This is a genomic window from Alkalibacter mobilis, assembly GCF_015594845.1.
GTDB classification, from domain to species: Bacteria; Bacillota; Clostridia; order Eubacteriales; family Alkalibacteraceae; genus Alkalibacter; species Alkalibacter mobilis.
On the sequence record NZ_JADNRK010000009.1, the window covers coordinates 29,808 to 44,478 of the forward strand.

General features: G+C 36.6%; 15 protein-coding genes and 1 tRNA gene. 8 read left to right on the forward strand and 8 right to left on the reverse strand.

The window, feature by feature from the left end:
- Nucleotides 1-16: 16 nt before the first annotated feature.
- The 4 genes from IWB18_RS06425 to IWB18_RS06440 are packed head-to-tail and all read left to right on the forward strand — an operon-like array spanning nt 17 to nt 1,712.
- Entirely contained in the window at nt 17-358 is a 342-nt protein-coding gene (locus IWB18_RS06425) for a Sec-independent protein translocase subunit TatA/TatB (protein ID WP_195682795.1), read from the forward strand.
- A 19-nt stretch (nt 359-377) separates the two neighbouring features.
- The gene (gene tatA, locus IWB18_RS06430; protein WP_195682796.1) at nt 378-548 is read left to right on the forward strand and encodes a twin-arginine translocase TatA/TatE family subunit; all 171 of its coding nucleotides are present in this window, start codon (nt 378-380) and stop codon (nt 546-548) included.
- Nucleotides 549-565: 17 nt separating this feature from the next.
- Nucleotides 566-1,330, forward strand: a complete 765-nt coding sequence (gene tatC, locus IWB18_RS06435) for a twin-arginine translocase subunit TatC (protein WP_195682797.1) — start codon at nt 566-568, stop codon at nt 1,328-1,330.
- A gap of 22 nt (nt 1,331-1,352) precedes the next feature.
- Entirely contained in the window at nt 1,353-1,712 is a 360-nt protein-coding gene (locus IWB18_RS06440) for an FMN-binding protein (protein ID WP_195682798.1), read from the forward strand.
- Between the two features lie 16 nt (nt 1,713-1,728).
- Here IWB18_RS06440 and IWB18_RS12700 read toward each other — a convergent pair whose 3' ends face one another.
- The 4 genes from IWB18_RS12700 to IWB18_RS06460 all read right to left on the reverse strand — a co-directional run bounded on the left by IWB18_RS12700 (nt 1,729) and on the right by IWB18_RS06460 (nt 6,986).
- A complete protein-coding gene (locus tag IWB18_RS12700) occupies nt 1,729-3,240 on the reverse strand; it encodes a PucR family transcriptional regulator (protein ID WP_332310671.1) in 1,512 nt (503 codons plus the stop codon).
- A gap of 184 nt (nt 3,241-3,424) precedes the next feature.
- Complete coding sequence (locus IWB18_RS06450; protein ID WP_195682799.1) at nt 3,425-5,464, reverse strand: methyl-accepting chemotaxis protein; 2,040 nt, start codon at nt 5,462-5,464, stop codon at nt 3,425-3,427.
- Between the two features lie 154 nt (nt 5,465-5,618).
- Nucleotides 5,619-6,710, reverse strand: a complete 1,092-nt coding sequence (locus IWB18_RS06455; RefSeq protein ID WP_195682800.1) for a DUF362 domain-containing protein — start codon at nt 6,708-6,710, stop codon at nt 5,619-5,621.
- A gap of 105 nt (nt 6,711-6,815) precedes the next feature.
- The gene (locus tag IWB18_RS06460; RefSeq protein WP_195682801.1) at nt 6,816-6,986 is read right to left on the reverse strand and encodes a hypothetical protein; all 171 of its coding nucleotides are present in this window, start codon (nt 6,984-6,986) and stop codon (nt 6,816-6,818) included.
- Between the two features lie 314 nt (nt 6,987-7,300).
- Between IWB18_RS06460 and prxU the strand changes: the two genes are divergently transcribed.
- From prxU to selB, 4 genes are all read left to right on the forward strand, one after another.
- Entirely contained in the window at nt 7,301-7,894 is a 594-nt protein-coding gene (prxU, locus tag IWB18_RS06470; RefSeq protein WP_207740766.1) for a thioredoxin-dependent peroxiredoxin, read from the forward strand.
- Nucleotides 7,895-8,032: 138 nt separating this feature from the next.
- Nucleotides 8,033-8,129 (forward strand) — tRNA-Sec (locus tag IWB18_RS06475).
- A gap of 70 nt (nt 8,130-8,199) precedes the next feature.
- A complete protein-coding gene (selA, locus tag IWB18_RS06480) occupies nt 8,200-9,630 on the forward strand; it encodes an L-seryl-tRNA(Sec) selenium transferase (RefSeq protein WP_195682803.1) in 1,431 nt (476 codons plus the stop codon).
- A 1-nt stretch (nt 9,631) separates the two neighbouring features.
- Complete coding sequence (gene selB, locus IWB18_RS06485; protein ID WP_195682804.1) at nt 9,632-11,551, forward strand: selenocysteine-specific translation elongation factor; 1,920 nt, start codon at nt 9,632-9,634, stop codon at nt 11,549-11,551.
- Between the two features lie 34 nt (nt 11,552-11,585).
- On the opposite strand, the gene IWB18_RS06490 is transcribed toward selB, so the two are convergent.
- The 4 genes from IWB18_RS06490 to IWB18_RS06505 all read right to left on the reverse strand — a co-directional run bounded on the left by IWB18_RS06490 (nt 11,586) and on the right by IWB18_RS06505 (nt 14,666).
- Complete coding sequence (locus tag IWB18_RS06490; protein ID WP_195682805.1) at nt 11,586-12,119, reverse strand: DUF2284 domain-containing protein; 534 nt, start codon at nt 12,117-12,119, stop codon at nt 11,586-11,588.
- Between the two features lie 86 nt (nt 12,120-12,205).
- Nucleotides 12,206-12,826, reverse strand: coding sequence for a class I SAM-dependent methyltransferase (locus tag IWB18_RS06495; protein WP_195682806.1), 621 nt, complete (start codon nt 12,824-12,826; stop codon nt 12,206-12,208).
- A 279-nt stretch (nt 12,827-13,105) separates the two neighbouring features.
- Entirely contained in the window at nt 13,106-13,888 is a 783-nt protein-coding gene (locus IWB18_RS06500) for an ABC transporter ATP-binding protein (RefSeq protein WP_195682807.1), read from the reverse strand.
- Entirely contained in the window at nt 13,881-14,666 is a 786-nt protein-coding gene (locus IWB18_RS06505) for an ABC transporter ATP-binding protein (RefSeq protein WP_195682808.1), read from the reverse strand. Before IWB18_RS06505 ends, IWB18_RS06500 begins: the two co-directional genes overlap by 8 nt.
- Nucleotides 14,667-14,671: the final 5 nt, after the last annotated feature.

The window sequence follows — 14,671 nt, forward strand, 5'->3', positions numbered from 1 at the left end:
AGAAAGTAGGTGAATTATGAGAATAGGTACATCTGAATTAATAGTAGTACTGATCGTGGCCTTATTGGTTCTTGGTCCGGAAAAATTACCTTCTTACGCCAAAAAACTTGGTAGTGCTTTGAATAAAATAAAAAGTTACACAAGCGATCTGACCAAAAACATAGACGAAAATATAGTTGAACCCATGGCCAAGGTAAAAGAACCCATAGAAAAAGCTACCAAGCCTCTAAATACTATTAAAGACGAAATCAACAAACCGTTTATCGAGACAAAAAAATCAATTGAAAATATCGGAAAAACTCATGAAAACAAAGTGAATCCACCGGAGGCCGAATCTCTGGAAGTCGTTTCACAATAAATAATAAAGGAGAATTACTATGTTTGGTAGAATTGGTACATCTGAATTATTAATTATTTTAGGGATCGCTCTGATAGTTTTCGGACCGAAACAACTTCCTAAACTTGGCAGGACTTTTGGTGCCACTATTAAAAGCTTCAAAGATGGAGTAGAAGATGATACTTCCGAATCGGAGATGGAAAAAAGCTAATTTAGGGGTCGATTTTTTTGAGAAACAAAAAAAAATTCAGAAAAAAATCTTCAAAGGATCATATGGGAATTGTTGAACATTTGGGAGAAGTCCGAAAAAGACTTTTTAAAATCATAATTGTGTTCTTCATTTTTTCCATGGTCAGTTTTAACTACGTAGACAAAATCGTCAGTATCCTGATCTCGAATTCAAAGGAATTGGGTTACTCTCTGGTTTATTTGGCTCCGGGTGAACTGTTCTCACAATACATAAAAATATCGTTGATAATAGGGATTTGCCTGTCATCTCCGATAATATTGTACCAATTATGGGCTTTTATCAAGCCAGGTTTGAAAAAGGGAGAAAAGGCAGTAGTTTTTTTATCCCTGCTGGCCGGATTGCTTTGTTTTATTATTGGTGCATCATTTGCGTATATACTGGCTTTGCCGATAATGCTAAACTTTTTTATGACAGTAGATCAAAATCAGTTGGTCACTCCAACTATTTCAATACAAAGTTACATAAATTTCATTATTTCCACTTTGCTCACTTTTGGTATTGTCTTCGAAATGCCGGTGATTACAGTTTTGTTGAGTCAACTGGGGCTAATTCGATCCGAATGGCTCGTCAAAAGCAGGAAAGTCGTTATAGTGTTGCTATTTCTCATTGGTGCGTTAATTACGCCGCCTGAGATTGTTTCACAGATTTTAGTTGCTTTGCCCATGCTTTTGCTTTTCGAAATCAGTGTATTACTTAGCAAACTTATAGGGCGAAGAAAGCAAAAGAGAGAAAACGAAATATAATTAATACATTAAGGAGAACTTTATGAAAAAAATCAAACTGTTACTAATTACACTTGTCACGATCACAATAATTGTTGCAACCCTTGGTTGCAGTTCCTCCACTTCATCGTCAATGTACAAAGACGGTACATATGAAGGAACCAGCGATTTGGGCATGCATTCCGGTCTCAAAGTGTCAGTTACTGTTACTGACGGAAAGATATCCGATGTTTCAGTAATCGAACATGGAGAAACTGAAGGAATCGGCACCATAGCCTTTGATAAATTGGAAGAGGCGATTATTGCAGCACAATCAACAGAAGTAGACTCCATATCCGGTGCCACTAAAACTTCAGGGGGCATAAAAGATGCAGTCAACACTGCATTGGAACAGGCGAAATAATCGATAGAGGTTCTGCTTAGGCAGAACCTCTATTTTTCATAATATTTATGGAGGTTTGAATTTGCCTGCAAATCCGGTCATCATCCAACGAAACCCCTAAAATTTCTTCCGCTTTTTTTATCCTGTAATTTAACGTATTCCTGTGAATGTGTATCATTTCCGAAGCTTGCGGAATATTTTTAAAACAATTTAAATATGTAGATAAAGTATCAGTAAAATCAGTTCCGTGAGCCTTGTCATATTCGATCAATTTATGAGTCCCTGAATAAATGAACATCTTGCAGTCTTCATCTTTATTCAAAGTGTCGTAAAAATATACTTCATAGTACTCATTAAAGCAATGTATATTCGTCTCTTTTTTTTCTTTAACTCCATAGTCGTAAGCCACTTTTGATTGTCTATAGTAGAAAAAACCGTCTGTCAAATCAAAGAAATCATCACTTACGCCACAGTCAAAATCAATTTTTTTAAGGATCCTTCCTATTTTCTCGATCCCATTGTATTTGTCGCCTCCATAAAGCAAAACTACCAAATTTGATCCGTGCATTGTAGTCTGAACTTTAGGTATTTCTCTTATGATCGTATCTTGAATATTTCTTAGTGTTGATATATGAAAATTTTTAATATCAAAAGGTATGTCAACGATTTTATATGGTGGTTTCCAATTGGTCTTGGAAATTTCAAAAGAGTATTCCAGCTTGTTTCTGTCTGCAAGATCTCCCTCTATTATATTTGAGAGAAGTGTTTGTTTGTAGGACGATTCTTCAGCATTTGGAGGATCAGTATCCAACAAAATATTTACAATTACTTTATTGAGACTTTCGACGATTTCCAAATCAATATTTTTGAAAGTTCGATATGATTCCAAGACTCCAATTACACCGAAAAAATTCTTGCCGTCAGAAATTTTTCTGGCGATCCGTTTAAAGTTGCCTGCAAATCCCCAGTCGAGAAAGAAAGGAAAATTTCTTTTTAGTGTTTCTTCCTTGGTTTTGTCAGATTCTATTTGATTCATCAGTTCCTGGGTTGCATACCCTTTTTCTCTAATATTGTCCCAAACCGGTTCATTCAGTCTTTTATCAGGATACAGATCAATCAATCTATACCTGGAATCAGTGACGATAATTGGATTTTCGAGATATTTGAATGTCAACTCCAAGATATGTCTCAAATTACGCTTTTCAATGATTGCCTCAAACATATCATTTTTATATTGAAGTACTAAATTTTCATTAGTTAGCAAATCTTTGATTATCTCTGCTGATTTTTCAATCATGTTTTCTTTTACTACGATAAAGTTGCACTCGCATCCGTATTGGCAATCCACTGGCTTGTCTGAAATAATTATTTTCCCATCAATTCGTTTTGTAAACTCAGCGCTCTTCCCATAAAATATAACGTTCTTGTTTTTGATACAATTTTCATCTGAAACGTGATATATATTATTTATATCAATTTCCAGAATATTTGTACTAATAAAATCCGTCTTATAATTTTCAATATACTGTAGAAGGTTTTTGATTCTCACGGTTTCCTCCTTAATTTTATTTTACGCACTTATCCAATTGAAATACAAATTCTATTAGTGAATTATATCATTTATTGAAAATTAATGAAATTAATATGAAATTTCTTGCAAATAAAAAATCCAAAGCAGGTGAATGGCTACAGCACTTATCTGCTTTGGAAATTAATTTTTATTATTATGTTTGCTAAATCATAAATTTCTCTATTTGCGCATTAAGCTCTTCAGCAATTTTAGATAATTCCTCACTGGAGTTGGATATTTCAGTCATGGAAGCCGTCTGCTCTTCAACCGATGCTGAAGCTTGCTGACTACCTGCGGCATTTTCCTCAGATATTGCAGAAAGATTCTCCATGACCAGCTGAATGATCTGCTTTTGATTAGTCATTTCGTTTCCGGAATTGTTCACCTTTTCTATAGCTTCTTTCATCTCTTCGATTGCATCGGAAATACCTTTAAACTTATTACTTGTTAAATCCACACTGTTGCTCTGAGATTTCACTACATCTTCAACTTCCTCCATAGTTTGAACCGCAGATTCAATTTTTTCAGAAAGATCTTTGATGACTTTGCTTATCTCTTGAGTAAATTGGTTGGACTGCTCCGCCAGGGTTCTGATCTCATCTGCAACAACTGCGAAACCCTTGCCTGCTTCACCCGCTCTTGCAGCCTCAATAGCAGCATTCAATGCAAGTAAATTAGTCTGATCAGCTATGTTTTTTATCATTTCACTGGCAGTGACGATTTCTTTGGCGCTCGCACTTGTATTTTTGATCACTTCCTGAACATCTCTGGATGACTTCCTGCTTATTTCTGTTTTTTCCACAAGATCTTTGATCAGTTTCAATCCCTCATCTTTCAAGTTGTTTACCCTGGAAGTGGAATCATTGAGATTTGTTATGTATGTTGCATTTGAATTGACAACTTCACCCAATTCAGTCACAGATTGAAATCCTTTTTCAGTATCGTTAGCCTGCTCGCTTGCCCCGTTGGCAATCCCTTGAATAGCCATGGAAACTTCATCAGCTGCCTTTGCTGCTTCATGAGCCGTGGCAGTAAGTTCTTCTGAATGAGCCGCCACTTGTTGAGATTTGTCCATAACATTTTTTATGATATGACGTATGGATATCTGCATACTACTTACAGCTTGAGAAATTTCTCCAAATTCATCAGTTTTATTTATAAGGTCTGAAGGTACATCTTGGCTGAAATCTCCAGATGCCATTATATTCATCTTTTCATTGAGCTTTCTTATGGTTTTCACAGCACCATTTGAAGTTGTAAATAATATAAAACCAAGTAAAAGTAAAGCCAACAATCCCGAAACTGCGATGGTTATAATATTTTTCATCACAGTTGCATTTACATCTTCCATAGAATATGCGATATTTATGGCCCCTACTCTGTTTCCGTCTATTTCAGCCGGTATTACGATATCGTAGACAGGGATTTTTTCATCTCCATAACTGGAACTTGAAGAATGGTCTTCCCCCTTGTCGATAGCCGAAACTACACTTGTCTTGTCTGCTGCATCTGATCCAACGCTTTCGATGTCACTATGTGCGCTTACCTTGTAATTATTGTCTACAAACATCGCATACACTATTTCTTCGCTTGATGCCAAATCTTCAACCAATCGTTGATACCCGAATTGTTCAGTCAATTTATTAACACTGTCGGCCTCTATGCCCACTTGAACAAAAGTGCCGTCCGAATTCTTAACGTTACCATATTTAAAGTATATTCCTGTTTCAACGTCAGCCCTTATGTTTTCCATCAACTCTGTCTGGTTGTTTCTGGCAAATTCAAAAAGCGGATGATCCGGCGACGGTTCCCACCCAACGTATTCAATTATGTTTGAATATTCAATTATGCCATCTGCATTGTAATAATTGATTTGATCAACACCCAGATCCACCGCGAGTTTGGTTATTCGTTCATTGCTCAGTTCATTTCCCAAACTTGCAGCAACTTTGGCAGCTCCTCTGATTTGATTTTCGATCAATTCATTGATTACCTCCAAAGAATCGGTGTTGTCCTCCAACCTGCTTTCAAACTCCTGCAAAATGAATAATCCGTTTTGATCCATTTGATGGATCAAGCTGGATCTGCTTGTCAGCGAAGATATGATTCCGATGGAAATTACAGAAAGTATAACAACGATGATCGGTATGACAAGTAATTTAGTCTTTATTGAATTTTTCCTCTTTTTCACGTTATTGCCCATTTTTCCCCTCCTATTTAATATGATAAAAATTTATAAAAAGTATCTTATTTATATTAAATCGGCAGTAAAGGGTTTTTGTTAAGAGCATCTATGATCGATTCGCAAAAAATTATGAAAAAATCGATGAGAAAACTCTCTCATCGATTAAACCAAATTAAATCTGCTTGCGTAAAAATTCTATTATTTCGATAGCTTTGGGAGGACATCCGTTAACGTAGTTATCAAATTCCTTGGTGCAGATACCAATTCCAATATCTCCGGTTTTGCCTTTGAAGCCTTGACCAATCGATATTTTTTTCTTAATTTTTCTCAATTCACCGGTTTCATCCAATCTGTCAAGAGCATGTATAAGGCTACCATAGCATGCACTGCATGCGTCATTTTCAATTACCAAGGAAGACAGTCTTTCCACTTTTCGCCCTGGTGAAAAAGTTTTTTCAAAACCTTTTGCTTCATTCAATTCGATCAGATTTGCTGAAGAAGTATCTGCATTCCCAACTCCAAGACTTTCAGCAAATTTTATGTATGGAACATCTTCCAAAGAATACCCCATTAAATCACAAATATACGCATCACATAATACTGGATCTGTTGCACCGATAATCCTGTTCATGGGCACAGGATTTCCACCCTCTTCAAAGTTCAGGTCACCGCATATTCCATCGACTAGTATGAAATCATTTTTTGCAATTACATTTAGATGTGCAATGGGCTTATGCAATCCCATGGTATGGAATTTTCTTTTTTCCTTGTTGGGGATCACACCTTTGTTATTTTTAAGTGCACATGTTACATTCGTCTGGCAATGACCTTTTAAAACAGGCATATTTATCATAAAATCGACTTCCATAGCACTGTCGCATATATTTATATCCACACCTTTGCAATCGTACAACTTGTACGAATCCTTTTGAGTATCAATCAGTTCTATCCCGTACTTTTTATGTAAATCCTTGTAACCGCAGGCCTGGAATGCTTCGGAAGTCCGATCTCCCACCCACGACCCTTCTATAACAGCCAAATTCTTGAACCCCTTTTCCAGCAGATACTCTATGGCTCCAGCAACCATTTTCGGATGTGTCGTTGCTCCACCCTCTGCTGGTCTTGCTACTACAAGGTTAGGCTTTAATCCTATTTTTCTGTTTTTGTCGCCTATCATTTCTTCGATTTTTGATGCCGCCAATACTTGTTTTGCCATCTCTTTGGGATCTTTTCCGTATACTATGATCAAATCTTTCTTGTCCATAATCTCCCACCTTCCTTAGTTTAAATTCAATGATACTTCTATTTTTCCAGGCAAACAATGTTTAAATGGTACAAATCACGCCCTCGTTTCATATACAAAATACCCTTATCTATTTTTTCTAAGTATATTAAGTCCGGTAAAAAGCAAACCAACTCCTATGATGGTCAGGGATGGTCTCTCATAACCCAATCCCATCAAATAGTTTACGGCATTGAACAAAAGCATCGCCAATCCTAACGCCCAAAACATGATTCCCTGAGTTCTCTTGTTTTTCATAATTTCCTCCGATTCAATATATTTTATGCATTTTTTATTCGCAAGTGTATTTTCTACAAATAACTACTACTAAATTACTATAATACGTTCATTATGGTCAAGTCTACCATTAATATATTATAAATAAATTTAGATTCGAAAACTTGCTCAATATCTATTTTAGCAAAATTTTCCAACATATAAATTCATATAGTAAAATATATTTATAATACAAAAATACTCACGTTTAAATAGAGCGATTTCGTTGACTTTTATCAAAATTATGAATAAACTGTAATTGTAAGGGAATATAAATTTGAAAGGAGTTGTTAAACATGCTAGTCACTAAACAAGCCCCTGATTTTACCGGATCAGCTTTTTATCAAGGCAAGATCAAAAAGGTTTCCTTGTCTGACTACCGTGGTAAATGGGTCGTCGTATGTTTCTATCCAGGCGATTTCACATTCGTCTGACCGACCGAAATCTCACACATAGCCGTGAGCTATGACAAACTACAGGAGTTAAATGTTGAAGTGCTTTCCGTAAGTACAGACAGCGTCTTCTCTCACAAGATATGGAACGAAACAGAACTCAGCAAGATGGCAGGCAAAGACATGCCTTTCCCAATGGTTTCAGATCAAACCGGTGCAATAGGCAAGCTTTATGGAGTTTATGACGAAGATGCCGGACAAAACGTTCGTGGAAGATTCCTCATCGATCCCGATGGCATTATCCAAGCAGCCGAGATATTGAGCCCACCGGTAGGAAGAAATCCAAAAGAACTTGTTCGTCAAATCAAGGCTTACCAGCATCATCAAAAGACTGGAGAGGTCATGCCCTCTGGTTGGGAAGAAGGTGGCAGCACTCTTAAACCTTCAACCGATTTGGCTGGAAATGTTTGGAAGGTTTGGCAGCCGCCCAAGGAATAACATTAGTAAGATGGGTTATTAAAAGCTGTTATAAATAAATGGTGGTGGTTCGAGATATAAGTATGATATTCGAACCACCTTTAAAAAAATTTAATTTTGTGTATAATTTTTTTATCTTAAAAGCTATAATCAAATCATGGGAACGGATAAGCCCTGGTGGGTTTCACGGACTTCAAATCCGATGTCGGGCGGCAAGACCGTCCGAGGTGGGTTCAATTCCTACACGCTCCCGCCATTTTTAATGAAATTTACTATGACTGGGAAGTCCATTCATCCCGGTCATTTTTTGCATAGGAGGAATCTTGATGGTCGCAGTTGACAAAAAATCAGTTCTTAGATCCATACCCCCAGTTAATGATCTGCTGGGAGATCCTATAATAATTGATTGCATTGAATCTCTAGGCAGAGAAACAGTTATTATTCATTTAAGGAAAATTTTGCAAAAAACAAAAGATTCTATAATTGCGAACAAAGAACATCGACTCAACTTGAAAATTCAAGATAAAGGGGATTTAAAACTTCAAATAATATCAGATTTGGTTGAATCCCTAAAGATTCAAGAGATGCGTTCTTTAAAAAAAGTAATCAATGCAACCGGGATTGTTCTTCACACAAATCTAGGCCGAGCGCCCTTGCCTGACAGAGCTATAAACAAAGTTGCAGAGATCTCTTCCGGTTACAGCAATCTAGAGTACGATCTGGAAAAGGGCAAAAGGGGTTCCAGATACGATCACCTTGAAGAAGATTTGTGCAGATTGACCGGATCTGAATCTGCTGTGATCGTCAATAACAATGCGGCAGCCGTATTCTTGTGTCTCAATACGTTTGCTCAAGGTAAAGAAGTGATAGTGTCTCGTGGAGAACAAGTTGAAATCGGTGGCAGTTTTAGAATTCCCGAGATAATCCAACAAAGTGGTTGTTTTATCAAAGAAGTGGGCACCACCAACAAGACCCATCCATCCGATTACGAAAATGCCTTAAGCGACAACACATCGATCCTACTTAAGGTTCACACCAGCAACTATAAAATTTCCGGATTTGTCTCATCAGTGGATTTAAAAGATATTTTGGTACCTGCAGAATGTCACGACATAATCAAAATGGAAGATCTGGGCAGTGGTTGCCTTTCTGAGTTGTCACTACTGGGACTTTCTCATGAAAAAACGCCAAAGGATTGTCTTGATGCCGGTGCTGACATCGTAACTTTTAGCGGAGATAAGCTCCTGGGTGGGTCGCAAGCGGGAATAATAATAGGCAAAAAAAATCTGATCGAAAGAATCAAAAAAAATCCATTGGCCAGGATAGTTAGATGCGACAAAATGACCATAGCGGCAATGAGTGCTGTTTTGGATATCTATCTTAGAACTGAAAATTTCATCAGCGAGATCCCTGTCTTGGAAATGCTTCATAAGGATAAAAATCAACTTTCAGAAGCTGCTAGACTACTGGAAGATACATTAAATAAAACTATGGAAAATTTATGCACCACAGAAATCATTGACGTCGAAGAAGAAGCCGGTGGAGGTTCTCTCCCTGGTGCAGTGCTGGAGGGCAAAGCAGTTGGAATACATGTTGTCGACAAATCTTTAAATTCCATTGCAAAATCTTTACGACAATGCAAAAGACCTATTATTTGCCGCATTGTCAATAATAAGTTGCTTCTTCATGTTCGAACCCTTAAAAAGGAAGACTTTCCCATAATTGCTGAAGAATTGCGAAAGGTTTTAGGTGATTGACATGAAACACATAACTCTCGGAACAGCGGGACACATCGACCACGGAAAGACAGCTTTGGTTAAAATCCTGACCGGGGCAGATACGGACAGATTGAAAGAGGAAAAAATCCGTGGCATGACCATAGAATTGGGATTTGCTCACATGGAGGTCCCCTCCGGTTCTACGGTCTCCATTATTGATGTTCCCGGACATGAAAAATTCATCAAAACTATGGTTGCCGGTATAACTGGAATAGATTTCGTAATTTTGGTCGTAGCAGCAGATGAAGGCATAATGCCTCAAACCAGGGAACATTTGGATATTTTGTCAGTCTTGGGTGTAAACACTGGATTTGTTGCTCTGACTAAATCCGATTTGGTTGATAAAGCTACGATCTTCAATAGACAAAAAGAAATTGCTACAGCTCTTAAGGAAACATCCTTAGATGGAATAGATATAATTCCTGTCTCTTCCATCACCGGTGAAGGTGTCGAATCCATCATAAATAAGATCGATGAACTTACAATAAAATCTTCCAAAAATTCCTACCAATCTTTATTCAGACTTCCTGTGGATAGAGTATTCACCATCACCGGGCATGGCACCATAGTTACGGGGACTGTTTCCGGCGGCATAATTAAAAAGGGTGATACAGTTGAAATTTTACCCGAAGGTTTGTCATCCAAAGTTCGAAGTATTCAAGTCAGAAACAATTCTGTGACTGCTGCTATTGCTGGAGACAGGTGTGCTCTTAACCTTTCAGGTATAGAAAAGCAGGATATTAAAAGAGGGACCGTAGTAATTGAAAAAGATATGACAAAGCCTGTTTCTCTGATGGATGCTGTCGTTCACATGGTTCCCGGAAGCGTTGAACTTATTCATAACCAAAGAGTGCATCTACATACAGGTACCACTACCGTTATAGCCAGGATCCGAATGTTAAACGGTGACAGTATCGAAGAAGGTTCTAAAGGCTACGTTCAACTCAGATTAGAAGAACCAATAGTAGCACTTAGAGGCGATCGCTTTATAATTCGCTCCTACTCCCCAGTTAAAACAATTGGCGGTGGAACCATACTCTTTCACAAAACCAAAAGCAGAAAACGCTTTGATCCAAAGTCTTTTGAAATGCTTCAAATCGCTGAATCAGAAAACACTAGAGATCTCTTGGAAACCATAGTTTTTGATTCGAAGGGTCTGTTCAATCTGGAATCACTTTATAAAACAACTCTTTTAGACCGTGATCTAATTAAAAAAATATTGGATGGCATGATCAAAGAAGGAACTGTCCGATATTTAAGTTCTTCAGGCAACTACTTGAATAAAACTTGGTACGATGAAATAGTGTCAAAGATAAATGAAGAATTAGAAATATTTTTTAAAAAACATCCCTATAGATATCGAATGCTAAAGGAAGAAATTAAGAATAAAATTTTACCAGACTCGTCGGCCAAAGAATTTGAAGAATTGGCTGACATGTTGATTGAGGAAGAAAAATTCAAGATTGACAGTCAATATTTTGAACCAATAGATAAAACAAGGCTTCAGTCTATAAAGACCTCTAGAGAAATAAACACAATCAAAGGCATTTTTTTAAATGAAGACCATCCGGTATGGACCATTTCACAAGTCTCCGAAAAAGTTAAAATCCCTCAAAAAACGGTGGAAGAGATCCTGCGTTTTTTGTCTGCGACTCAAATATTGGTGGAAGTTGAACCTGGATCATTTGTTTCAGCCAATAGCATCAATTTGGTATATAACCTTGTGGTTTCACAAATTAAAACCCATGGTGCCATTACTGTAGCTCAGCTAAGGGACATTTTGAACACCAGTAGAAAGTCATCCATATATTTTCTGGAATACTTTGATTCCATAGGTGTTACAGTGCGTTTAGACAACGACAGGGTTCCAGGACCGAATTTTGATAAATTCCGAACTTAAAAAAACTGCATCTCAGCTGATCTGAGGTGCAGTTTTAATATAAGATCAAACAAAACCATGTTACTACATTATGCCCATTTAAAAATGTCATATTATGATTTTCACAAATTTCAGTAACCAAAATAGTCTGGCTTTCTATGCATGGATACATTTTTTCGGGGTATTTGCATCTGGCATCCGGGTATGCGCAGACATCACATATCTCGCAAGACTCTGCCGTCAAAACCAGCACATCCGCATCCTTGCCAAAAACTTCACGGTGTACAGCTTGAACTATGTCTGTATGCTCATGCCTTGCTCCAAGCATTTCCTCCATATTCAAAATATCCTTCACTTCAGAAATTGTGCTGAATATAAATGCATTTTTATAATTTGTGCATCGTTGTCTACATTCTTCCAAAGTTCCCACTGCGGGAGGACAAGACCACGAGTTGCCATATTGTGGACACTGTGCTTCACAGATCTTTCTTACATTAGGATAAAAATTCAACTCGTCCGTATTGAAAAAAGCATATTCAAATATGGGGTATTTGGCAATCCCCTTTTCAATTTCTTCTCTTGAAATCATGTAATCATTCCAATCATCTAAATTATTCTGATATATATGTTATCATAAATTTAATGATTGGAACAATATCAAAATATATCTGCTCATCAAGCTGGTGTACAAATGTACCAGGAAGCATGACTGTCCACGTCTATAACTTTGACCTCAAAGAAGCATTCCTTCATTTCCCTTATGCAACTTCTCATTTCATTTTCTGCTACCTTGATAAATTTAAAGTAATCTCCTCTTTCAAGCCACTCGATGATCGTAGTCAACAAATTTCGATTCTGGTTGTAATCGTATATTATTACTTTATATTTTGTTACCCTGCTCATTTCAGCATACATTTTCTTTCGCTCTTCATCCTTTAATCCGTGGGCCACATATGAAGCGATGGAAATATCAAATGCCTTATCTTGAAAAGGCAATGCTTCAAGAACATTTGCATTGATAAAAACGATATCTTGGTTCTCCAGTTTATTCCTAGCTATTTCAAGCATTCTCTCTGCAGGATCTATACCCGTCACGGAAATTCCTTTTTCATTTAATACTGAGCACAGCGCTCCTGTGCCGCATCCCACGTCCACCATATTATGGTAAACCGTTAAATCAATTTCACTTTTTATCACGTCTAATATTTTATCATAATGCTTTTTCTGGAATTCGTAAAACAAACCGTACGTAGGTGCAATAAAATTGAATAACAGGTTACTGTATCTTTTACCCATGGACAAGCACTCCTTTTACTAAATTTTTTTAATTCATCGATCGTATTTTAATTAAATGATTTTCCAAACTTATCTCGCCATGACTACCATTATTTATTGATTCCATTTAGAATAAATTTATACACTGATAATCATACCAATATTTAGCTATGAGAATACTATAAATACAGATAAACTTCAAGTATTTGAAGATTCGACTTCTTCTGGCTTTTGATCCGGCTTTTTAAACTAAAATCATGCCAAAAAAACAGAAAGCCCCTTAATGGGGCAGGTATGATTTTATGCATCACAAAATTTTTCACCTAGTCTTCCGGCTGTAAAAAATTGTCGAGTATAAAGATGTTTGGCATCCTTGATTATACTTTTAGTGCCAATTTCTTCAAGAATTTTCCCGTTTTTCATGACGTATATCTTGTTGCATATCTGTTCGGCCAGAGCCAAATTATGTGTTATGAACATAATAGAAAAACTTCTTTCTTTTTGAATATCTTTTAATAGAGTTATAATTTGTTTTTGAGTTGTTACATCCAGTGCAGAAGTGGCCTCATCACAAATTATTAATTCCGGGTCAAGTAAAACCGCTCTTGCAATAACTATTCTTTGCAATTCACCGCCGCTTAATTCGTGGGGGTATTTATTTAAATACTCCAAAGGCAACTTCATGGAATTCATAATTTTATCTACTGAAATTTGAGCCCCTTTTCTATTACTTAGTTTGAAATTTATAAATGGTTCCAATAGATATTCGTTTATTTTCATTCTCGGACTAAAAGTGCTCAATGGATCTTGAAAAATCATCTGAACTTTTTTGTAATATTCTTTTTTTTCTATTTTTGAAAGATTGGTCATCAGTTTTTCTTTTAAAAAAAAGTCCCCGCCATTCGCTTGAGTCAAATGAGTTATTATCCTGGCAAGAGTACTTTTACCACATCCACTTTCACCTACAAAGCCTACACACTCTGATTCATATATTTCAAAGCTTACTTCTTTTAAAACTTTGTTTTGAGGTGTACCATAGTGTTTTGAAATTTTATCCCCTCTGAATATTAATTTATTATCCATATTTCGCCTCCTTAAATCCTGGAATTGATCCAACCAGCTCTTTTGTATATGCTTTCAAGGGATTCTGAATAATTTCAATCGGAGTGCCAATTTCAACTATTTTTCCTTGCTGCATAACAATTATTCTGTCAGAAATCTGTGCTGCATACCCCAAATCATGTGTTACGATCAAAAAACTTGTGTTATCTCTATCTCTCATATTTTTGATTTCAGTCATAATATCGCGTTGAGTCAACACATCCAACGCACTTGTCGGTTCATCGGCCATAACCAGTTTTGGATCGAGAACCAATGCCATACCCAAAGCTATTCTTTGTTTCATTCCCCCGCTCAATTGATGTGGATAGGACTTCAAAACTTTTTCAACGTCGATAAATTTTAAACTTTTTAATATTTTTTTTGACTTGCTAAGCGCTTTTAAAGAAGATCCTCCCTGATGTCTCTTGATAAAATTAATAAACTGCTTGTCAATTCTCATTACTGCATCCATATAATCTCCTGGATTTTGAAAAACAAATGCAATTTCTTTTCCTCTTATTCTTTTTAAGTTATTTTCAGATAATACTTTTCCTTCAAACAAAATATTCCCACTGATTATTTGAGCCTTCGGCGGAAGCAATCGGATTATACTTTTCAAGAGCGTAGTCTTGCCCGAACCGCTCTCTCCAACTATTGTCAGTATTTCACCAGATTCAAGTTCGAATGAAATATCGCTTAAAACGCAACTATTGTCCATTTTGATATTCAATTTACTAACGGATAAAAAATTTTTTTTCATAAACA